Annotated in this window: 19 protein-coding genes; 9 read left to right on the top strand and 10 right to left on the bottom strand. The window is 61.5% G+C overall.

What is annotated here, in order from left to right; all coding sequences use genetic code 11:
* The first annotated feature begins 5 nt into the window (after nt 1-5).
* The 4 genes from pta (at nt 6) to ACR0MO_RS17350 (ending at nt 5,676) form a co-directional block, all read left to right on the top strand.
* Complete coding sequence (pta, locus tag ACR0MO_RS17365; protein WP_480892502.1) at nt 6-1,013, top strand: phosphate acetyltransferase; 1,008 nt, start codon at nt 6-8, stop codon at nt 1,011-1,013.
* An 88-nt stretch (nt 1,014-1,101) separates the two neighbouring features.
* A complete protein-coding gene (locus ACR0MO_RS17360) occupies nt 1,102-3,915 on the top strand; it encodes a molybdopterin oxidoreductase family protein (RefSeq protein ID WP_170455141.1) in 2,814 nt (937 codons plus the stop codon).
* A gap of 109 nt (nt 3,916-4,024) precedes the next feature.
* Nucleotides 4,025-4,789, top strand: coding sequence for a 4Fe-4S dicluster domain-containing protein (locus ACR0MO_RS17355; protein ID WP_170455142.1), 765 nt, complete (start codon nt 4,025-4,027; stop codon nt 4,787-4,789).
* Nucleotides 4,789-5,676 carry a DmsC/YnfH family molybdoenzyme membrane anchor subunit gene (locus ACR0MO_RS17350; protein WP_170455143.1) on the top strand — a complete coding sequence of 296 codons (888 nt, stop codon included), beginning with the start codon at nt 4,789-4,791 and terminating at the stop codon, nt 5,674-5,676. Before ACR0MO_RS17355 ends, ACR0MO_RS17350 begins: the two co-directional genes overlap by 1 nt.
* A 146-nt stretch (nt 5,677-5,822) precedes the next feature.
* Here the strand turns inward: ACR0MO_RS17350 and dapA are convergent, their stop codons facing one another.
* A complete protein-coding gene (gene dapA, locus ACR0MO_RS17345) occupies nt 5,823-6,695 on the bottom strand; it encodes a 4-hydroxy-tetrahydrodipicolinate synthase (RefSeq protein ID WP_170455146.1) in 873 nt (290 codons plus the stop codon).
* A gap of 135 nt (nt 6,696-6,830) precedes the next feature.
* On the opposite strand from dapA, the gene ACR0MO_RS17340 reads away from it, so the two are divergent.
* Nucleotides 6,831-8,804 (top strand): lytic transglycosylase domain-containing protein, encoded by a 1,974-nt coding sequence (locus ACR0MO_RS17340; protein WP_480892498.1) that lies wholly within the window; start codon nt 6,831-6,833, stop codon nt 8,802-8,804.
* Here ACR0MO_RS17340 and ACR0MO_RS17335 read toward each other — a convergent pair.
* Complete coding sequence (locus ACR0MO_RS17335; protein WP_170523954.1) at nt 8,778-9,647, bottom strand: DMT family transporter; 870 nt, start codon at nt 9,645-9,647, stop codon at nt 8,778-8,780. The genes ACR0MO_RS17340 and ACR0MO_RS17335 overlap by 27 nt on opposite strands.
* Nucleotides 9,644-10,309 carry a tRNA (5-methylaminomethyl-2-thiouridine)(34)-methyltransferase MnmC2 gene (gene mnmC2 / locus ACR0MO_RS17330; RefSeq protein ID WP_170523951.1) on the bottom strand — a complete coding sequence of 222 codons (666 nt, stop codon included), beginning with the start codon at nt 10,307-10,309 and terminating at the stop codon, nt 9,644-9,646. The genes ACR0MO_RS17335 and mnmC2 overlap by 4 nt, the downstream gene beginning before the upstream one ends.
* Before the next feature lie 55 nt (nt 10,310-10,364).
* Here mnmC2 and ACR0MO_RS17325 point away from each other — a divergent pair, with 55 nt between their 5' ends.
* Nucleotides 10,365-11,399 carry an NAD(P)/FAD-dependent oxidoreductase gene (locus ACR0MO_RS17325; RefSeq protein ID WP_480892495.1) on the top strand — a complete coding sequence of 345 codons (1,035 nt, stop codon included), beginning with the start codon at nt 10,365-10,367 and terminating at the stop codon, nt 11,397-11,399.
* 36 nt (nt 11,400-11,435) lie between these two features.
* On the opposite strand, the gene ACR0MO_RS17320 is transcribed toward ACR0MO_RS17325, so the two are convergent.
* The 3 genes from ACR0MO_RS17320 to ACR0MO_RS17310 form a co-directional block, all read right to left on the bottom strand.
* A complete protein-coding gene (locus tag ACR0MO_RS17320) occupies nt 11,436-11,975 on the bottom strand; it encodes an NAD(P)H-dependent oxidoreductase (protein WP_170455157.1) in 540 nt (179 codons plus the stop codon).
* A gap of 87 nt (nt 11,976-12,062) precedes the next feature.
* The gene (locus tag ACR0MO_RS17315; protein WP_170455159.1) at nt 12,063-12,734 is read right to left on the bottom strand and encodes a YiaD family glycine zipper/OmpA-like lipoprotein; all 672 of its coding nucleotides are present in this window, start codon (nt 12,732-12,734) and stop codon (nt 12,063-12,065) included.
* 125 nt (nt 12,735-12,859) lie between these two features.
* Nucleotides 12,860-13,543 carry a helix-turn-helix transcriptional regulator gene (locus ACR0MO_RS17310; protein ID WP_170455161.1) on the bottom strand — a complete coding sequence of 228 codons (684 nt, stop codon included), beginning with the start codon at nt 13,541-13,543 and terminating at the stop codon, nt 12,860-12,862.
* Between the two features lie 103 nt (nt 13,544-13,646).
* On the opposite strand from ACR0MO_RS17310, the gene ACR0MO_RS17305 reads away from it, so the two are divergent.
* Nucleotides 13,647-13,838, top strand: a complete 192-nt coding sequence (locus ACR0MO_RS17305; RefSeq protein WP_170455163.1) for a hypothetical protein — start codon at nt 13,647-13,649, stop codon at nt 13,836-13,838.
* 2 nt (nt 13,839-13,840) lie between these two features.
* Here ACR0MO_RS17305 and ACR0MO_RS17300 read toward each other — a convergent pair whose 3' ends face one another.
* Nucleotides 13,841-14,524 carry an RluA family pseudouridine synthase gene (locus tag ACR0MO_RS17300; protein ID WP_480892492.1) on the bottom strand — a complete coding sequence of 228 codons (684 nt, stop codon included), beginning with the start codon at nt 14,522-14,524 and terminating at the stop codon, nt 13,841-13,843.
* A 60-nt stretch (nt 14,525-14,584) separates the two neighbouring features.
* On the opposite strand from ACR0MO_RS17300, the gene ACR0MO_RS17295 reads away from it, so the two are divergent.
* Both ACR0MO_RS17295 and ACR0MO_RS17290 read left to right on the top strand, forming a co-directional pair.
* On the top strand, nt 14,585-14,995 hold the full coding sequence (locus ACR0MO_RS17295; RefSeq protein ID WP_170455167.1) for a nuclear transport factor 2 family protein: 411 nt from the start codon (nt 14,585-14,587) through the stop codon (nt 14,993-14,995).
* A 2-nt stretch (nt 14,996-14,997) separates the two neighbouring features.
* The gene (locus tag ACR0MO_RS17290) at nt 14,998-15,708 is read left to right on the top strand and encodes an SGNH/GDSL hydrolase family protein (protein ID WP_170455169.1); all 711 of its coding nucleotides are present in this window, start codon (nt 14,998-15,000) and stop codon (nt 15,706-15,708) included.
* Here the strand turns inward: ACR0MO_RS17290 and rarD are convergent.
* The 3 genes from rarD to ACR0MO_RS17275 all read right to left on the bottom strand — a co-directional run bounded on the left by rarD (nt 15,699) and on the right by ACR0MO_RS17275 (nt 20,398).
* Entirely contained in the window at nt 15,699-16,604 is a 906-nt protein-coding gene (rarD, locus tag ACR0MO_RS17285; protein WP_170455171.1) for an EamA family transporter RarD, read from the bottom strand. The genes ACR0MO_RS17290 and rarD overlap by 10 nt on opposite strands.
* 267 nt (nt 16,605-16,871) lie before the next feature.
* Complete coding sequence (locus tag ACR0MO_RS17280; RefSeq protein WP_170455173.1) at nt 16,872-19,325, bottom strand: GcvT family protein; 2,454 nt, start codon at nt 19,323-19,325, stop codon at nt 16,872-16,874.
* Nucleotides 19,326-19,414: 89 nt separating this feature from the next.
* Nucleotides 19,415-20,398 (bottom strand): GlxA family transcriptional regulator, encoded by a 984-nt coding sequence (locus ACR0MO_RS17275; protein WP_480892488.1) that lies wholly within the window; start codon nt 20,396-20,398, stop codon nt 19,415-19,417.
* Between the last annotated feature and the right edge of the window lie 3 nt (nt 20,399-20,401).

Here is a 20,401-nt window from a genome sequence, read left to right as displayed (position 1 = left end):
TCGCAGTGAAGCCCCTGCGTCAAATTCTTGGGGCTGCGACCAGTTCCAAAAAGATCATCGCCCTTGCCGAGGGCGATGATCCACGTGTTGTAGAAGGTGCGCTGAAAGCGCGTGCCGAAAACGCCGCCGACATCATCCTTGTGGGTGATCAGGCCAAAGTGACCGCTCTGCTGTCGGAAATGGGCGGAGCAGATGTTGACGGGATCGACATCCACGACCCGGCCACCTCGCCCCATACAGACCGGTTCGCCGCGGCCTATTATGAATTGCGCAAGCACAAGGGCATGACGCCCGAAAAGGCGCAGGAATTGATCAAAAGCCGCCTGAACTATGCCGCGATGCTGGTCCATCTCGGGCTGGCTGATGGCACGGTGGGGGGCGCGGTTGAAACCACCTCGGACACGGTGCGCGCGGCGTTGCAGATCATCGGCAAGGCCCCGAACGCTCATATGGTGTCCAGCTTCTTTCTAATGATCTATGACCGCGACCACCACGCGGTTCAGGGCGTTCATCTCTTTGCCGATTGTGGTCTGGTCGTTGATCCCGATGAACGGGAACTGGCCGAGATCGCACAGGCGTCAGCCGCGTCCTACCATGTACTGACCGGAGACGCGCCGCGCGTTGCCATGCTGTCCTTCTCGACCAGCGGCAGCGCCAGTCACCCACGCGTGTCAAAGGTCGTCGAAGCCACCCGCATCGCCAAGGCCGCCAGCCCGCATCTTCTGATCGACGGAGAGTTGCAGTTCGACGCTGCCTATGTGCCCGAAGTGGCCAGCAAAAAGGCCAAGGATTCCCCTCTGGAGGGGCAGGCGAATGTATTTGTCTTCCCCAACCTCGATGCCGGCAATCTGGGCTACAAGATCGCGCAGCGCATCGGCGGGGCCGAGGCCATCGGGCCGGTGCTGCAAGGCCTGGCGAAACCGGCAAACGACCTGTCTCGGGGTTGCTCTGCCGACGATGTGCTGCACATGATCGCAGTGACGGCAGTGCAGGCGCAACAGCCTGAAACCTAGAACCAGCCCGGACAAAAACCGGGCGACACAACGACTTTGACCTGACCGGAATGCCAGGAGGGTCTGATAACCAGCAAAAGGGACGTACATGAACCAGCCCGTTATCGACACCAGCCCCAAAGTCTCGGACGAGGTGCGGAAGACCACCTGTTACATGTGCGCCTGTCGCTGTGGCATCAATGTGCATATGAAGGATGGCAAGGTCGCCTATATCGAAGGCAACCGCGATCACCCGGTCAACAAGGGCGTGTTATGCGCCAAGGGCAGTGCCGGGATCATGCAGGTCAACGCACCCTCGCGCCTACGCAAACCGCTGCGCCGGGTCGGCCCGCGCGGATCGGGCGAATTTCGCGAGATCGAGTGGGACGAGGCGATCAGCACCGCCGTTGGCTGGCTCAACGAGCTGCACGAAACCGCGCCGCAGAAACTGGCCTTTTTCACGGGCCGCGACCAGAGCCAGAGCTTCACCTCATTCTGGGCGCAGAATTTCGGCACCCCGAACTATGCGGCCCATGGCGGGTTCTGCTCGGTCAACATGGCTGCTGGCGGTATCTACACGATGGGCGGCGCGTTTTGGGAATTCGGCCAGCCCGATTGGGACCATACCAAGCTGTTCATGCTGTTCGGCGTGGCCGAAGACCATGACAGCAACCCAATCAAGATGGGCATCGGCAAGATCAAGAAACGTGGCGCACGGGTAATCGGCGTGAACCCGATCCGCTCGGGCTATAACGCTGTGGCGGATGACTGGGTCGGGATCACACCGGGCACCGATGGGCTGTTCATTCTGTCGCTGATCCACGTGCTGATGAAGGCGGGCAAGATCGATCTCGATTACCTCAGCCGCTATACCAATGCTCCGGTTCTGGTAAATGCCGCAGAAGGGCCAGAAAAAGGCCTGTTCCTGCGCGATGCCGACGGCAAACCGCTGGTGATCGACCGGGCAACGGGCGAACCAACAGCCTTTGACAAACCGGGCGTCCGCCCCGACCTGTCGGCCACCTACGAAAAGGATGGCGTGACCCACCGGCCTGTTTTCCACCTGATGGCCGAAAAATACCTGTCCGACGATCACGCCCCCGAGGCCGTGGCCGAGCGCTGTGGCATCCCGGCCAGCCGCATCCGCGCCATCGCCGCCGAAATCGCCCGCGTCGCCTTTGACGAGGCGATCGAGCTGGACCATGAATGGACCGATTTCCGGGGTGAAACCCATTCGAAAATCATCGGTCGCCCGGTCAGCTTCCACTCGATGCGCGGGATTTCGGCCCATGCCAACGGCTTCCAGACCTGTCGTGCGCTGCATGTGCTGCAAATCCTGTTGGGCACGGTCGAGGTTCCCGGCGGCTTCCGCTTCAAACCGCCCTATCCGAAACCGGTCGAGGCGCACCCGACCCCCCATGGCGACCGCCGTCCCGGCCGCCCGCTGAACGGGCCGCATCTGGGCTTCCCGCGCGGCCCCGACGATCTGCTGCTGGATGACAACGACAACCCCATTCGCATCGACAAGGCCTTCACCTGGGAAAACCCGATGTCGGCCCACGGGCTGATGCATATGGTGATCTCGAACGCCGCTGCGGGCGATCCTTACAAGATCGATACGCTGTTCATGTATATGGCGAATATGTCATGGAACTCGTCCATGAACACCAAGGGCGTGATGGAGATGCTGACCGCCAAGGATGATGACGGCAATTACGTCATTCCGAACATCATCTACTCGGATGCCTATTCGTCCGAGATGGTGGCCTATGCCGACCTGATCCTGCCGGATACCACCTATCTGGAACGGCACGACTGTATCTCACTGCTGGACCGCCCGATCTGCGAGGCCGACGCCGCCGCCGACGCGATCCGCTGGCCGGTGATCGAACCGGACCGCGACGTGCGCGGCTTCCAGTCGGTGCTGATAGAGCTTGCCAACCGCATGAACCTGCCCGGCTTCACCAACGAGGATGGCAGCGCCAAGTGGAAGGATTATGCCGACTATATCGTCAACCATGAACGCCGCCCGAATATCGGCCCGCTGGCCGGATTCCGCGGTGAAAACGGCGACAAGGAAGGGCGCGGCGAGGTCAATCCGGAACAACTGAACCGCTATATCGAAAATGGCGGCTTTTATGTGGCCCACATCCCCGAAGGTGCCGATTACTACAAACCTTGGAACACGGCCTATCAGGACTGGGCCGTGGGCATGGGCCTCTACGACAGCCCGCAACCCTATCTGTTCCAACTCTACTCGGAACCCATGCGCAAGTTCCAGCTTGCTGCCGAAGGTCACGGCGACCGACAGCCGCCCGAACATCTGCGCCAGCGCATCAAAGACAAGATGGACCCGCTGCCGATCTGGTACGAAACCGACCAGCAGGGCAACGAGGGCTTCACCGTCAACGCCCTGACCCAGCGACCGATGGCGATGTATCACAGCTGGGGCACCCAGAACGCGTGGCTGCGGCAGTTGCACGGGCGCAACCCGCTTTATGTGCCGACCAAACTGATGCGCGAACACGGGCTGAAGGACGGCGACTGGGCCAAGGTCAGCTCTCCGCATGGCGAGATCACCGTGCCGGTTATGGAAATGGCGGCGCTGAACGAAAACACCGTCTGGACATGGAACGCCATCGGCAAACGCAAAGGTGCCTGGGCCCTGCAAGAAGACGCGCCTGAGGCGACCAAGGGCTTCCTGCTGAACCACCTGATCCACGAGTTGCTGCCGGCAAAAGGCGATGGCATGCGATGGGCCAATTCCGACCCGGTGACAGGTCAGGCCGCCTGGTTCGACTTGAAGGTGAAAATCGAAAAGGCCAGCCCGCCGCCAGATACCGAAAGCCAGCCTGAATTTGACGCAATCAAGTCACCCGTCGGCACTGGCCCGAAGGATATTGCATGGAAGGTTGGAAAATGACCCAACTCCATTCTTCTTCTGTTCAAAAATACCTCGGGGGTGAATTGAGCCGCAGGCTCAAGTGGGGGCTGGCCCCCTCCCCCACCCTCACAAGCAGAGGTTCACTGACATGACCCAGCTCCCTCAATCCACTGACCGCAAAATGGGTCTGGTCATCGACCTGGACACCTGCGTCGGCTGCCACGCCTGCGTGATTTCCTGCAAGGGCTGGAACACCGAAAACTACGGCGCGCCCCTGTCTGATCAGGACGCTTATGGCGCAAACCCGTCAGGCACCTTCCTGAACCGCGTGCATTCATACGAGGTGCAACCCGCCGAAGGTCATGCCCAACTGATTCACTTCCCCAAATCCTGCCTGCATTGCGAAGACGCCCCCTGCGTCACCGTCTGCCCCACCGGGGCCAGCTACAAGCGGGTCGAGGATGGGATCGTTCTGGTCAACGAAAGCGACTGTATCGGTTGTGGCCTGTGCGCTTGGTCCTGCCCCTATGGCGCACGCGAACTGGACATGGCCGAAGGTGTGATGAAGAAATGCACCCTCTGCGTCGACCGGATCTACAATGAAAACCTGCCCGAGGTGGACCGCGTGCCTTCCTGCGTGCGCACTTGCCCGGCCGGAGCCCGCCATTTCGGTGATCTCGGCGATCCCGACAGCGATGTCAGCAAACTGGTGGCCGAGCGTGACGGCATGGACCTGATGCCCGAGATGGGCACCAAACCCGTCAACAAATACCTGCCGCCACGGCCCAAGGATACAGTCGAGGATCAGATCGATATTCTGGCCCCGCTTCTGGCCCCCGTGGCCGAAGAACCCAAAGGTTTCATGGGCTGGCTCGACAAAGCCCTCGACAAATTGCCCGGAGGGACAAGCTGATGCATCCCGCACCATCCGTCATTATCTTTACCACCCTGTCCGGTCTGGGCTTTGGTCTGTTGTTCTTTCTGGGACTCGGCCTGCCTGACGTCTCGGGCGTGGTGGCCTTTGTCTTCTTTGCCATCGCCTATGCACTGGCCGTCGGCGGGCTGATGGCCTCGACCTTTCACCTTGGCCACCCGGAACGGGCTTGGAAGGCCTTCACCCAATGGCGTTCCAGCTGGCTCAGCCGTGAAGGCTGGTGTGCCGTTCTCGCGCTGATCGTCATGGGGCTTTACGCGATTGGCGCGGTATTTCTGGGTCAGCGGTGGGGCTTGCTTGGACTGCTGGGCTCGCTGTTCTCGCTGGCGACAGTGTTCACTACGTCGATGATTTACACCCAACTCAAGACCATCCCGCGCTGGAACATGAAACTGACCCCCGCAATGTTTCTGAGTTTCAGCCTGGCCGGTGGGGCCTTGCTGGCCGGGCAAACCTCAATCGCCTGGCCGCTGCTTCTGATCGCGGCGCTGATCCAGATTCTGTACTGGCAGCAAGGCGACAGCGCCTTTGCACGGTCCGGAACAAGCCTTGGAACCGCAACCGGGTTGGGCACGCGCGGAGATGTCCGGGCCTTTGAGCCACCCCATACCGGCACCAACTACCTGCTGCGCGAGTTCGTGCATGTGGTGGGGCGCAAACATGCGCAGAAGCTGCGTGTGATGTCGTTCGGTCTGGGGTTTGTCCTGCCGCTTCTCTTGATCGTCCTGCCGGTCGAGGGCGTCATCGTGAAGCATCTGTTTGCGCTGCTGGCTGTGGCCTCTCATCTGGCGGGCGTTGCCATGTCGCGCTGGTTGTTTTTTGCGCAGGCCGAACATGTGGTCGGGCTTTATTATGGCAAGCGATAGGTAGGGGGGCCAGCCCCCCTCTTGAGCCTGCGGCTCAATTCACCCCCCGAGATATTTCTGGCCAGATGAAGCTTGGATCCGGGCGGAAATAGAAAGGGCGGCGCTCGGGGATCGAGGCCGCCCTTTTTGCTTGGATTTGTTTTGGCTCAGATCAGACCGGCATGGGCCATGGCTGCGTCAATGGCCGCTTTTGTGCTGTCTTCCAGCGTGGTCAGCGGCAAGCGAACTTCTTCACTGCACCGGCCCAGCTTGCTGAGCGCGTATTTTGCGCCGGCCAGTCCGGGTTCGATAAAGATCGCCTCGTGCAGTGGCATCAGGCGGTCCTGATAGGCCAGTGCTGTCGCATAATTGCCCGACAAGGTGGCCTGCTGGAATTCGGCGCAGAGTTTCGGAGCCACGTTGGCGGTCACCGAAATACAGCCGACACCGCCATGGGCGTTGAAGCCAAGCGCTGTCGCATCCTCACCCGACAGCTGGCAAAACTCGGCGCCGCAGCTGGCGCGTTGCTGGCTGACCCGCGCCAGATCGCCGGTGGCGTCTTTGACGCCGACGATACGCGGCAACTTGGCCAGCTCACCCATGGTGGCGGGCGACATGTCAATGACCGAGCGGCCGGGGATGTTGTAGATGATGATCGGAATGTCCGCACACTCGTGCAGGGTCGCGAAATGTTCGATCAGGCCGCGCTGGGTTGGCTTGTTGTAGTAGGGTGTCACGACCAAAGCCGCGTCCGCGCCGACCTTCTTGGCAAATTGCACAAAGCGCACGGCCTCTACCGTGTTGTTCGATCCGGCGCCTGCGATGACCGGAACACGGCCTGCCGAGGCTTTGACGACCTCTTCCACAACCGTCTCATGCTCATCATGACTGAGCGTCGGGCTTTCCCCGGTGGTGCCCACCGGCACCAGCCCGGTCGATCCGCACTCGATCTGCCATTCGACCAGATGTTTGAGCGTATCCAGGTCCAACTCGCCGTTTGTAAACGGGGTGACGAGGGCTGGCATAGAGCCTTTGAACATGACACGCTCCTTAGGGTGCAGTTTTCGTGTTTTTTACATCGCGGGCCATCACGATTTAGGCTTTGTGAGTTGATCCCGGCGGCGCAAGGTTTATCCTCACAGCCTCTATCCTTGGTTGGTTGGGAAATGCAAGGCATGACACGCGTTCTGGGCCTGTTGGTGGCCGTGATTCTGTATTCCACACTGTCACCGCAGACCGCGCAGGCAGATGCCGCCGCCGATCTGCGTGCCGGGCTCAGCGAGATGCGCAAAGGGGACTGGAACGAGGCACTGCGTGTGTCCGGGCAACGCGGGTCTGTTTCGCGCGATATCATTGTCTGGCACTGGTTGCGGCAAGGGTTTGGCAGTTCCGGCGATGTGCTGGTGTTTCTGGATCGCCGCCCGGATTGGCCAGGCCTCGCCTGGCTGCGCCGGAAAAGCGAGCCATCTTTTACGGGCGCGGACCCGGATCGGGTGCTGAAGTTCTATGCCGACACACCGCCCCAAACAGCAGAAGGCGCGCTGAACTATGCCGTGGCGCTGATGGCCAGGGGGCAACAGGGCGAGGCGCAGGCCGATATCGTCACAGCCTGGCGTACGATGCCGATGGGGTCCGGGTTGCAGAAGGATTACCTTGAGAATTTCGGCAAGCTGTTGAAGCCTCATCATGCGGCACGGTTGGACCGGGTGTTATGGGACGGTCATCTGGTCAGTGCGGCGCAGATGCTGCCCTTGGTCGGCGCAGATGACCGCAAACTGGCCGAGGCTCGTATCGCGTTGCAAAAGCGCGCGCCGGGGGTCGATGCCAAGGTTGCGGCGGTTCCAAAGACGGTCGCGGACGCGCCGGGACTTGCCTTTGATCGTTTTGTCTGGCGCGACCGGAAGGAACTGGACGACAGCGCCATCGATCTGATGCTGGCCCGATCGACCAGCCCCGAAGCCCTGGGTGAGCCGGACAAATGGGCCGAAGGGCGGCGCAGACTGGCGCGGCTGGAGATGAGGCAGGGCAGCGCCGCGCGGGCCTATCAGATCGCCGCCAACCACCATATGACGCCTGAGATGGGCTATGCCTATGCCGATCTGGAATGGCTGGCCGGGTTTCTGGCCCTGCGCAGGCTGGACGACCCGGCAACTGCCGTGCGCCATTTCCAGAATTTCTCGACCGCCGTGCAGTCCCCAATCTCGAAAGGGCGTGGAGGGTATTGGCTGGGCCGCGCCTATGCCGCGCAGGGCAATGCCGAGAAAGCCTATGAGGCCTATGCGGTCGGGGCCGACAATCAGACCTCATTCTACGGGCTGCTGGCGGCTGAACAGATCGGGCGTCCGTTTGATCCTGAACTGGCCACCCCCCGCCGTGCACCGCATTGGCGGCAGGCGGGGTTCGCCGATTCCAGCGTTCTGGAGGCGGGGTTGCTGCTGTTGAAAGCGGGCGAGGACAATCTGTCGGAACGGTTTTTGACCCATCTGGTCGAAGGCCTCGACCCGGTTCAGGCCAATCAGCTTGGCGATCTGGCGATTGAGTTGAACGAACCGCATCTGGCGGTGATGATCGCCAAGCGGGCGGCCACCACCGGGACGGTTCTGCCAGCGGCTTATTACCCGGTCCATCCCGTCGCCGATATGGGCCTGCCCATGGCCAAGGAAATGACGCTGGCCATTGCCCGCCGCGAAAGCGAGTTTGATCCGGTTGTGATCAGCGGTGCGGGCGCGCGGGGTCTGATGCAGGTGATGCCGGCCACGGCGAAACTGGTGGCGCAGGAATTGGGGATACTCAGCGGGCATCAGACGGGTCGGTTGACCTCGGACTGGCAATATAACGCCAAGCTGGGGGCCAATTACCTGTCCGGGCTGGCAGCGGATTTCAACGGCAATGTGGTCATGATGGCGGCAGGCTATAACGCCGGGCCTAGACGGCCCATTTCGTGGATGCAGCGCTATGGCGACCCGCGCCGGGGGCAGGTGGATGTGGTCGACTGGATCGAGACGATACCCTTCAGCGAAACCCGCAACTATGTGATGCGTGTGGCCGAAAGCCTGCCGGTCTATCGGGCGCGGCTGGGTAAACCGGCCCTGCCGATCCCGTTCTCGCAAGAACTGACCGGGTCAACTCTGGCGGCGTTCGCGCCATAGGGTGAACAGGCCTGCGGCGACGACAAAGGCGGCCCCGACGACAACTTCGGGGCGCAGCACCTCACCAAAGATCGAGATGCCCAGGATCGCGCTCCAGACGAGGTGGAAATAGGCGAAGGGTTGAACCGCGCTGGCCTCGGCCATTTCGTAACACTTGATCAGCAGCCAGTGCCCAAGCGCGCCGCTGACGCACAGCACCGCCATCCAACCCCAGTCGCGCGGGGCCATGGGTTCCCAGAACCACATACCGACAAGCGTCATTGCGACCGCGCCGGACACGCCGGTCCAGTAAAAGCTGGTGGCCGTGCTGTCGCGGCGCGCGGCATAGCGCGTCAGAAGGCCATACAGGGCAAACATCAGGGCCGAGATCAGCGGGATGATGGCCCAGGGGTTAAACACTCCGACGCCCGGTTGCAGGATGATCAGGACCCCGATGCAGCCAACACCAATCGCCGCCCATCTGCGCCAACCCACCTTTTCGCCCAACACAGGGCCGCTGAGGGCCGCGACAAGCAGCGGATAGCAGATGAAGACCGCCATACTGTCGATCAGGCCCAGAACGGTGAAGCTGAACACGGCGACGCAAATCTCGCCTGCCAGCAGGATGCCGCGAAAGATCTGCAATCCAAGTTGACTGGTTCGTGTGGCCGCGCCCAGCCCGCCCGGTGACCGCGCGGCCAGAGTGATAACGAAGGCCGCAAAGAACCAATAGCGGATCATCACAACCATATAGGTGTTGTATGTCCCGGCCAGATGGCGCGAGATTCCGTCCTGCAAAGCAAAGACGATGGTGGCACCGATCATCAGGGCAATGCCTGCACGGACGTTGTTTTGCTGCGTCATGCTTTGACCGCCCGTGTCATGTGGCGTTTGCGGCCATAGCCGGGGGTTCGGGTCACGTCGAAACCGGCGTCCTCAAGTCCCCGCCGCACGAATCCGGCAGCGGTGTAGGTTGCGGTGGTGCCGCCATTGGCCGTGTGGTCGGCAACCTGCTGCATCAGGTCTGCGCCCCAAAGCTCGGGGTTTTTGGCGGGCGAGAAGCCATCCAGAAACCACGCATCCGCCTTGTCCTGCCAGTCGCACAAGGTCTGACGCGCATCGCCTACGACAACGGTCAGGTCCAGCGTTTCCAACTGGCATCCACCCCCCGCCCATTGTGCAAGAAATCGATCCGCCCAGGGCGTCAATTCGGGAAATACCGCCAAGGCCCGCCGCATGTCCTCGAGCTCCATCGGATACGCTTCGAAGCTTGTGAACCTCAGCGGGGTCGTGTGACCTGACTGCTCCCATACCGACCAAGCGGTGAGCATGTTCAGCCCGGTGCCAAAGCCCAGTTCGGCAATGTGAAAACCGGGCGCAAAGCGCGCAGGCAGGTCGTTGCCCGCAAGGAACACATGGCGCGTCTCTTCAACCCCGTTTTGCAGCGAGTAATATGGGTCGTCGAAACGATCCGAGACGGGTATCTGATCCTCGGTCCATGTGACCTCGGCGCGCTGGTCTGCCATCGGGGAATCCTGTAGCTAAGCGGCGCGACACTGAACAAGGAAAAGGAATTTGGCAATGGTCGATGTGACGGTCCGCGGCGCTGGGATTTTCGGCCTGTCCATCGCCTGGACCTGCGCGCGACGCGGCGCGAAGGTGCAGGTTGTCGACCCCTTTGGCCCGGGCGCGGGCTCCAGCGGCGGTCTGGTCGGGGCGCTGGCTCCGCACGTGCCCGAGAACTGGAACGCCAAGAAGGCCTTTCAGTTCGACAGCCTGATCATGGCCGAACCCTTCTGGACGCAGGTCGAGGCCGTCGGGGGCGTTTCAGCGGGATACGGGCGGCTGGGGCGCATCCAGCCAATTGCGGACCAGCGCAGCCTTGATCTGGCGCGCGCGCGGGAACTCACGGCACAGGAACTGTGGCAGGGCCGGGCCGCGTGGAGGGTGATCGACGTGGCTGAGGCCGGATCATGGTCCCCGCCCAGCCCGACCGGCTATGTCATCCATGACACCCTGACCGCCCGCATGCACCCGCGCCGCGCCTGTGCCGCGCTGGTGGCGGCTTTGGCGGTCATGGGGGTCGAGGTTGTCGCCAACGCACCCGATGCTGGCCACGTCGTGCACGCCACCGGGCTGGCCGGTCTGCAAGAGCTGAGCGACGCTTTCGGCAAAACGGTCGGCAATGGCGTGAAAGGGCAAGCGGCGCTGTTGCGGTTTGATGCGGGCCCGGTGCCGCAGCTGTTTGCGGATGCGATCCATATCGTACCCCATGCGGACGGAACTCTGGCCATCGGCTCGACCTCGGAACGCGGTTACGACGATCCCACCAGCACCGACAGCGCGCTGGACGATGTGATCGAACGGGCGATGCAGGCGGTTCCCGTGCTGCACGGGGCCGAAGTGATCGAGCGTTGGGCCGGTGTTCGCCCCCGCAGCAAAAGCCGCGCGCCAATGCTTGGGGAACACCCGCTGCACCGAGGGCAGTTCATCGCCAACGGAGGGTTCAAGATCGGTTTCGGCATGGCCCCGAAGGTGGCCGAGGTCATGGCCGATCTGATCCTGGACGAACGCGACACGATCCCGGATGATTTCCGGCCCGAAACCTCGCTGTAACACTGGCACCACCGGCTGGGCGGCGGTGACAGCGCGTTATGCGATCAGGCCACGCAGCTTCTGCATCAGGGTGCCCAGCGACTTTTCATACCGCGCACTGACCAGCCTGCCCTGTTCGTCGAATTCGTTCGAACTGTTGGCCAGATGAATCTCGGGGCCTTGCAGGATCATCGGCTGGAACGGCACCATATAGGCGCGCAGGATCATCTGCGCCCGTTCCCCGCCCGCGCGGCCCGCCGCCGCCGACATCACGGCAACCGGCTTGTCGGCCCATGGGTTGCCCTCGGTCCGGCTGACCCAATCCAGCGCGTTCTTCAAAACGCCCGACGGCCCCTTGTTATATTCCGGGGTCGAGATGATCACCGCATCCGCCTGCTCGATCTGATCCCTGAGCGTTTGGACCATGGCCGGGATGCCCTCACCCTCTTCCAGATCACCATCGTAAAGCGGCAGGTTAAGATCGGCTTCGACAAAGCTGGCGGGGTCAAACAGGCGCGCGGCCTCGCGCAGCAATTTGCGGTTGGTTGCGTTCTGGCGCAGGGACCCGGACAGGCCCAGCAGCGTGGGGTTGGACATCGGGGGAAACTCCGTTTCGTTGTTTCCCCATAGTTAGACCGGGACAGGCTCGATCCAAACCCCGTTTCTTGCACAGGTGCTGCGCGATCAGGCGTTGCCGCTGGGAACGATCACAATCTCGACCCGGCGGTTCTGTGCCTTGCCCGCAGGTGTCAGGTTCGAGGCAACCGGGTTGTTCTCACCCTGCCCGATGGTGCGAATGCGGTTGTAGTTCACACCGTTGGCCTGAAGAATATCGGCCACCGCATTCGCACGACGTACGGACAGGCCCTGGTTATAGGCGGCGTCGCCATCGCTGTCTGTGTGCCCGATGATCTGCACGTTCGAATTCGGGTAGTTCACCAGATTCTGGCCAACGCGCGTCAGATCGGCGCGCAGGGCCGGGCGCACGGTGGCGCTGTCGGTGTCAAAGGTGATGTCATTCGGCACGGTGACGATCAGGCGATCCCCGGCATTGACGATGGTGATCCCGTCATTGGCCAGTTGCTGGCGCAGTTCAGCCGCCTGCTTGTCCAGTTGATTGCCGATCAGGCCACCGCCCGCCGCGCCAATGGCGCCTCCGGCCAATGCACCCAGCAGAGGGTCGGAATCATTGGCAATCGCGCCAACACCCGCGCCGACCAGCCCACCGATAATGGCGCCCTGTCTGGCGTTCTGGTTGGGATCACTGGGCAGGTTCAGCGTGCCCGGATCGGTACACGCCGCCAATGCCATCGCCGAGCACAGCCCACTTGCCATAAAAAACTTGGAAATCGTCATGATGTCACCTTCTGCTCTGGCCCCCGTTTGTTCGGGTTTGCCTTGTTCAGCGCAGTATATCACGGCGTCTGCAGGCAGGCTCAAGCAACAATGCGGTGAGGTCGGCGATTCCCCGCCAAGACGGGTTACTGGGCTGCGGTCACACCCTCCTGTTCGTTCCACAGATCGCGCAGGGATGCACCCTGGCCGCCAAAGCTCTGACCCGTAGCCTCGCAGGCCCAGATACGGTCGGTTCTGAAATGCCGGAAGGCGCTGCGCAGCTCGCACCACCCTGCCAGCATGGTGCATTCGATGTGATAGATCAGGGCCACGGGCCGGACGATCCGTTCCGAGCGTTGGCCTTCGCCGCTGACATAAGTGATGCGGATTTTCTGCTCGGCCCGGATTGCCTCGCGATATTGCGCGACCGGAATGCAACCCTTGGCCGGATCATCGAGCGGTGCTCCCCAGGTTGCAACTTGTAGCCAGTCCGCCGGGCAATGCAGCGCGTCGATCTTCTGGCAGATCCGGTTGGCCGCCCGCTGCAGGTGGCTGTCGCCTGTTCGGGCCAGCATCGACAGACCCACCCACAGCGCCTCAACCTCCTCGGCGTCGAAATTCAGCGGCGGCAGGTCATAGCCACGCCGCATGATGTAGCCAACCCCGGCCTCGCCCTCGATCGGCGTACGCTGGGCCTGCAATTCGGAAATGTCGCGATAGACGGTGCGCACGGATACCTCCAACCGTTCGGCCAGTGCATCCGCCGTGACCGGCACATCCGAGGCGCGCAGGATCTGGATGATTTCAAACAACCGGGACGAACGGCGCATGGTGATCTCCGTGACAAGTACTGACACTTTAGCACAGCCCCCTGACAGGGTGGTGTCAGGAGTATTGGGCGAGGCTGGGTCAGCACAAGAAAAGGAGGCAACCATGCCCAGCCGCGACAATCACGTGATGATGACCCTGAAACTGGACCGCTGGTCACAGGACCACAGCCTGCGCGCCTTTGAGATCGAGCGCGAACTGGCATCCGCGCGGCATTGCGAAAAGGCAACGCCGCGCAAACGCACACGGCGCTTTTCTCTCGGCAATCTGAAAATGCTGTGGGGCAGCGCCGTTTAAGATCAGAAATCCGCAGGTGCCCTGAATTTCATCGAAACACCACCTTCGGGATGTTTCAATCGCAACTCCTCGGAATGCAGCATCAGGCGCGGGTAATCCCGAGCCGCACCTTCGGCATAGAACGGGTCACCCAGAATCGGGTGGCCCAACGCTTGCATGTGAATCCGCAACTGATGCGACCGTCCGGTTTTGGGAAACAGACGCACGCGCGTCGTGTCGCCGTCGTATTTCACCACGCGCCAATCTGTGACGGCCGGCTTGCCGGTCTCATGGCACACCATTTGGCGCGGTCGGTTGGGCCAATCGACGATCAGCGGTAAGTTTACCGTCCCCGTCTTGGCCTCAAGGTGCCCCCAAACGCGCGCGACATAGGTTTTTCGGGTCTGGCGCTGCTCGAACTGCATACTCAGATGCCGCTGCGCATGAGGTGTCTGGGCAAACACCATCACGCCCGAGGTATCCCGATCCAGCCGGTGCACCAACAGGGCCTGCGGAAACGCCGCCTGTACCCGGGTCAGCAGGCAATCGGCCAGATGCTCGCCCCGCCCCGGCACGGACAACAGGCCCGAGGGTTTGTTCACCACGATCAGTTGCGCATCTTCCTGCAATATATCCAGCGGTGTCTGGGGGGGATCATAGGTCTCGCTCATGCGGCTGTGCCTATCGCAGAGTGCCCCTTCCCGCAACGTCGTCCTTGCGTGCCGCGCAGTGATCGTAAACCTTTGAGATCAGCAAGGGGAGAGGACATGCATCCAACAATCCAACGTATGCAAGAGGTTGTCGCCAAGGGCGACGAGACGCTGATCCATGAGCTTCTGGCCGAAGACGTCCGGTTCATGCCACCGACCTATTACAGCACGTGGACAGGCCGCGCCCCGGTTGCGGCTGTGCTGGGTCACGTCGGACAGGTTTTTTCCGATTTTCGCTATCGCCGGGTCATGGGCGACGGCAACGATTGGGCGCTGGAGTTCCAATGCAAGGTCGGCGATCTGGATGCAGTCGGCGTGGACCTGATCACCCTGAACAACGATGGCCTGATACAGCAATTCGAGGTCGCCATGCGCCCCCACAAGACCATCGGAGCCCTGCGTGAGGCGATGATGGCCCGCGTAATGAGCGACCCGCGCTTTCTGGAATTCAAATCCGCGCTCAGCTGAACATGCCAAACCCGATTGCCGCCGATCAGATTTTGCGCCTGCCTCTGCTGCCTGTTCTGGCAGTTCAAGGGCTGACCGTGCGCCGCAAGGCCCAGATGTTGCCCGAACCCATCGGGCCGCGCGAAGGGCGCACCGGGCGCGGGCCGCGTCTGCGTCTGTTGATCACGGGTGACAGCTCTGCCGCCGGGGTCGGTGCGGGCACGCAGGATCAGGCGCTTTCGGGTCAACTGGTGAACCGACTGTCCCGGCATCACTCGGTCGAATGGCGGCTGGAGGCCACGACGGGGCATACGACTCAGGACACGATCGACCGCCTGCTTGGGATTCAGGGCGAATTCGACGCCGTCATTACCGCGCTTGGGGTCAATGACGTGACCCGTGGGGTTACATACCGTCGCTTCCTCGACCGGCAGAGCCAGTTGGCGAAACTGCTGACGCAGCGGTTTGGCGCGCGTAAGGTTGTGGTGACTGGCGTACCCCAGATGCACCGCTTTCCTGCCTTGCCACATCCCCTGGCCTGGGTTCTGGGGCGACAATCCGCCCGGCTGGATCGCGGATTGCAACAGGTCGCAGCGGCCCACCCGCAACTCAAGCATCTGACACTGGACTTACCCGACGATCCGGCACTCGCCGCACCGGACGGGTACCACCCAAGCCCCAAAGCCTATGCGATCTGGGCCGACAAAGCCGCCCGGCTTCTGCTTCAGGCCTGAGCCCGCGCCTGCCGGATCATCGGGATCGAATACACCACCAGCGCCGACCAGATCAGCGGGAAGGCGATCATGCGGCCCCGGTCGATCTGTTCTCCGAACACGGTTACAGCCGTGATGAAGATCATGGTGGGCGCGATGTATTGCAGAATTCCCATCGTCGACAGGCGCACCAGCTTGGCCCCGTTGGCATAGACCAAAAGCGGCACCGCGGTGACGACCCCTGCGCAGGACAGCAACAGCGTGTCCGACAGCCTCGCTCCAAAATGGCCCGAGCCCTGAACACCCAGCCAGGTCACATAGACCAGCGCGGGGATCAGCAGGATCAGAACCTCAAGCAGAAAACCCTGATTTGGGCCAATCGGTAAAGATCGTTTGAAAAACGCATAAAAGCCCCAGGTCACCATCAGACTCAGCGCAGCCCACGGCAAGCGCCCGGCTTCCAGAACCAGAACCACAACGCCCAACGCCGCAAGACCAATGGCCAGCAATTGTGTACGCGTCAGCGACTCTCGCAACAGCAGGGCACCCAATGCGATACTGAACAACGGGTTGATATAATACCCCAAAGCGGCATCCAGCGCGTGGCCGGTTGAAATCGCCCAGACATAGATCGCCCAGTTAATGGAAATCAGCGCTGCCGTCACAGCGGCCATGCCCAGCATCTTGGGATTGCCCAGCGCCGCCTTCAAATCCCGCGTGCGTCCAAGAGCAATCAGCAACAACCCCGCCACAGGCACTGACCAGATCACACGATGTGCAACCACCTCGAAGGGACCCAGATGATCCAGCGCCTTCATGTAAAGCGGAAGAAACCCCCACAAAACATAGGCCGTGACAGCCAGAGCAAGCCCCTTGGGCGTGTCCACGTTCTGGGAAGGTACGGGCGTGTCTGCCACGGGGGATCTCCGGTTGATACCGGACCGGTTTACGGCAGATCAGCGGCGCTTGAAAACTCTGAAAACCGTGAAGTCCAATATAACGAATTGTGATGGGTCACCCACGAACGTCGCGCGAAAGGCGCTGTTGCGAATGCGAGGCTCTGCTTCGCGCTCCGAGATATTTTTGGCCAGATGAAGAGCGGATCCCCTGCTTCATCTGGCTATAAATACCTCGGGGGAGTCGCCCGGAACGGGCGGCGGGGGCAGAGCCCCCTGCCCCCTTCGTCACAGTTTCACACGTTCCGATTTCGGGTCGTACATCGGCTTAAGAGACGCCTCTGCCTTGACCTTCACACCACACACGTCGATCTCATAGGTCGAGGCCAGAACATCCGCTGCTTTCTCGCCCTCGCAGGGCACATAACCCATGCCGATGGCACCGCCCAGCGTGTGGCCATAGTTGCCCGAACTCAAATAGCCCACATATTCGCCGTCGCGGATGATCGGTTCATTGTGGAACAGCAATGGCTCGGGATCGGTCAGCTTGAACTGCACCAGACGGTTCATCGGCCCGCTTTCCTTGCGCGCGATCACAGCCTCGCGCCCGATAAAATCGCAGCCCTTGTCGACCTTGACGGCAAAGCCAAGGCCCGCATCAACCACATGATCCTCGCAGGTGATGTCATGGCCGAAATGGCGGAAGCCTTTTTCGATCCGGCAGCTGTCCATCATGTGCATACCGCACAGTTTCAGGCCCATGTCCTGACCGGCTTCGTGCAGCGTCTCAAAGACATGGCCCGCCATGTCGGAGGAAACATAAACCTCCCACCCAAGCTCGCCTACATAGGTCACGCGATGGGCGCGGGCCAGGCCCATGCCGATCTCGATCTCCTGCGCGGTGCCAAACGGGTTGGTCGCGTTCGAGAAATCGGCCGGAGAGACTTTTTCCAGCAGCTTGCGCGCATTCGGGCCCATGACGGCCAGCACGCCCTCGCCTGCGGTGACGTCGGTGATGACCACGTTGAAACCACCGGCATTGCGCTGCATCCAGGTCTGATCGGCCAGACGCGTCGCCGCCGGGGTGACCACCAGATAGGATGTCTCGGTCAGGCGGGTGACGGTCACGTCCGCCTCAATCCCGCCCGAGCGGTTCAGGAACTGGGTGTAGACGATCTTGCCATTGGGCACCGCGTAATCACCGCCGCCGATATAGTTCATGAACGCCTCGGCATCCGGGCCTTCGACGCGGATTTTGCCGAAGGACGACATGTCATACATGCCGACATTCTCGCGCACCGCCCGGTGTTCGGCAGCCGAATTTTCGAACCAGTTCTGACGTTTCCAGCTGTACTGGTATTCGCGTTCCTGCCCTTCATTCGCGAACCAGTTGGCGCGTTCCCAACCCGCGATTTCGCCGAATACCGCCCCGTGTTCCTTCAGGTGGTGATGGAACGGTGTCCGGCGCACGCCGCGCGCGGTTGCTTTTTGACGATAGGGGTAGTGGTCGGCGTAAAGCAGGCCCAGCGTCTCTTTCGAGCGCTCATACAGGTACTGTTTGTTGCCCTGAAACGGCTGCATCCGGCTGATATCCACGTCACCCAGATCGAACGGTTTCTCGCCGCTGTCCATCCATTCGGCCAGCGCCATACCCGCACCGCCAGCGGATTGGATACCGATTGAGTTGAACCCGGCGGCGACCCAGACATTGTCCATCTCGGGCGCAAGACCCAGATGATAGGCGTCGTCGGGCGTGAAGGATTCCGGGCCGTTAAAGAACGTATGAATCCCCGCCTCGGCCAGCATCGGCATCCGCTCGCAGGCGGCCTCGAGGATCGGCTCGAAATGATCGAAATCCTCGGGCAGTTGGTCAAACTCGAAACTGTCGGGGATGCCATCCATCGCCCAGGGCTTGGCGATGGGTTCGAACGCGCCCAGCATCATCTTGCCCGCGTCTTCCTTGTAATAGGCGCATTCGTCCGGCACGCGCAGCACCGGCAATTGCGTCAGACCGTCGATGGGTTCCGAGACGATGTAGAAGTGTTCACACGCGTGCAGCGGCACGTTCACGCCGGCCATGCGGCCAACCTCGTGCCCCCACATGCCTGCGCAGTTCACCACCATGTCGCATTCGATATGACCCGAGGCGCTGCCGTCATCGGCGACCCAGTCTACACCCGTGACCTTGCGGCCCTCTTTGACAATATCTGTGACCTTGATCCGTTCTTTGACGATCCCGCCCCGCTGACGCGCACCCTTTGCCAGCGCCAGCGCGATGTTTGCCGGGTCGCCCTGCCCGTCCAGCGGCAGGTAGACGGCACCTGTGACACCGTCGAGGTTCAGGTGCGGATACATCTCCTGCACGCGCTCGTTCGAGATTTCCTCGACCTCAACGCCAAAGGCGCGGGCCATGGCGGCCTGACGGTAAATCTCTTCCTTGCGGTCTTCGGTCAGGGCCACGGTGATCGAACCGACCCGCTTGAACCCGGTGGCAACACCGGTTTCTTCCTCGAGCGCGCCGTAAAGCTCCTGACTGTATTTCGCCAGCTTGGTCATGTTGGCCGTCGCGCGCAGCTGCGCAATCAGGCCCGCCGCGTGCCATGTGGTGCCGCTGGTCAGTTGCTTGCGTTCCAGCAGAACAACATCGTTCCAGCCTTTCTTGGTCAGGTGATACGCGACCGAACATCCGACGACGCCACCGCCGATGATGACCACGCGGGCCTTGTTGGGAAGATCAACCATTCTGACGACTCCGCTTTGTCAGGTTTTCATCTGCATGACACGAAAGATCGACACAGAATCCATCAAAAACGTCACCGCATCCGCAAAAATCATCTTTGTGCGGATTGTCTCTTTTGCCGACGCATCACGAAGGGCGTGACGCCGAAGAAACTTTTGTAGACCGAGGCGAATCCGTTCGGGAACCCGCAGGCCAGTCCGATTTCGCGGACGCTCATGGTGGTGTTCAGCAGCAGGTTGTTGGCCTTGGCCAATCGCATTTCACGGTAGAACCCGTTGGGTGTGGTGCCGAAGAAGGCCTTGAACTTCCGCTCAAGCGATCTGTTCGAAATGCCTAGCGCGTCCACCAGTTCGTGAATGGGCAAAGGGTCCTCGATATTCGCCTGCATCAGCTTGATGCACTGATCCAGCTTGGCATCGCCTGTTGCCGTGGTTTTCGCGCCCGAGAAGGGCTGCATCGACGCAAAGTCGCGAATGTTCTCGTGCAGCATGATGTCGGCCACGGTCATTTGCGTCGGGCCCGAGATATGGCGACCGATCACAGACAGGGCGATATCGGTGGTCGCGCTCATACCGGCGCAGGTCACCACCCCGCCCCGTTCGGTGGCGATGGACAGTGTGGCCTCGAACCGGGCACCGCGTTCACGCAGGAAAGAGGCATTTTCCCAATGGGTTGCCAGATCCGCAGTGCCCTGTTCATCGATATACCGGCTGGCGGCTTCGGCCAGCAGAAAGACCTGCGCACCTCGATAGGTATAGTCCGAGACGATCCGCCCCAGGGACAGATCCGGGTGGTCCGGGTTCGAGTTGCCGATAACGAACAGATAAGCCGCGTTGGGGTGCGCCGACACGACCTCGGTCGCGACTGTCGCGTCGCTGCTGCTGGCCACAGCACCGCCGCGCAGAGATCGGTAGCTATACGAGAATGGCGGCGTCGGACTCACCCGGTTGGCAATGCGCAGAACATCCACAAGTGACGCGAGTTCCAGCAGCACAAATCCGGGCGCGACCAGAATGTCAAAATGGATCGGGTCAGCGGCCTGATCCGCCGAAGCTGAATTGTTTTTCTTTTTCATTCA

The sequence above is a fragment of the Ruegeria sp. K5 genome (assembly GCF_056531805.1).
Note: the sequence above shows the minus strand (reverse complement) of the source record. Positions and strands in the feature narration are given on the sequence as shown.

Excerpts from the sequence above, each read along its gene's own strand:
- ACR0MO_RS17350 (WP_170455143.1), top strand. The coding sequence starts at position 4,789 with ATGCATCCCGCACCATCCGTCATTATCTTTACCACCCTGTCCGGTCTG.
- mnmC2 (WP_170523951.1), bottom strand. The coding sequence starts at position 10,309 with ATGGCAGACCAGCGCGCCGAGGTCACATGGACCGAGGATCAGATACCC.
- ACR0MO_RS17295 (WP_170455167.1), top strand. The coding sequence starts at position 14,585 with ATGCATCCAACAATCCAACGTATGCAAGAGGTTGTCGCCAAGGGCGAC.
- ACR0MO_RS17335 (WP_170523954.1), bottom strand. The coding sequence starts at position 9,647 with ATGACGCAGCAAAACAACGTCCGTGCAGGCATTGCCCTGATGATCGGT.
- ACR0MO_RS17360 (WP_170455141.1), top strand. The coding sequence starts at position 1,102 with ATGAACCAGCCCGTTATCGACACCAGCCCCAAAGTCTCGGACGAGGTG.
- ACR0MO_RS17320 (WP_170455157.1), bottom strand. The coding sequence starts at position 11,975 with ATGTCCAACCCCACGCTGCTGGGCCTGTCCGGGTCCCTGCGCCAGAAC.
- ACR0MO_RS17355 (WP_170455142.1), top strand. The coding sequence starts at position 4,025 with ATGACCCAGCTCCCTCAATCCACTGACCGCAAAATGGGTCTGGTCATC.
- ACR0MO_RS17275 (WP_480892488.1), bottom strand. The coding sequence starts at position 20,398 with ATGAAAAAGAAAAACAATTCAGCTTCGGCGGATCAGGCCGCTGACCCG.
- ACR0MO_RS17340 (WP_480892498.1), top strand. The coding sequence starts at position 6,831 with ATGACACGCGTTCTGGGCCTGTTGGTGGCCGTGATTCTGTATTCCACA.
- ACR0MO_RS17290 (WP_170455169.1), top strand. The coding sequence starts at position 14,998 with ATGCCAAACCCGATTGCCGCCGATCAGATTTTGCGCCTGCCTCTGCTG.
- ACR0MO_RS17280 (WP_170455173.1), bottom strand. The coding sequence starts at position 19,325 with ATGGTTGATCTTCCCAACAAGGCCCGCGTGGTCATCATCGGCGGTGGC.
- ACR0MO_RS17305 (WP_170455163.1), top strand. The coding sequence starts at position 13,647 with ATGCCCAGCCGCGACAATCACGTGATGATGACCCTGAAACTGGACCGC.
- ACR0MO_RS17315 (WP_170455159.1), bottom strand. The coding sequence starts at position 12,734 with ATGACGATTTCCAAGTTTTTTATGGCAAGTGGGCTGTGCTCGGCGATG.
- ACR0MO_RS17310 (WP_170455161.1), bottom strand. The coding sequence starts at position 13,543 with ATGCGCCGTTCGTCCCGGTTGTTTGAAATCATCCAGATCCTGCGCGCC.
- dapA (WP_170455146.1), bottom strand. The coding sequence starts at position 6,695 with ATGTTCAAAGGCTCTATGCCAGCCCTCGTCACCCCGTTTACAAACGGC.
- ACR0MO_RS17325 (WP_480892495.1), top strand. The coding sequence starts at position 10,365 with ATGGTCGATGTGACGGTCCGCGGCGCTGGGATTTTCGGCCTGTCCATC.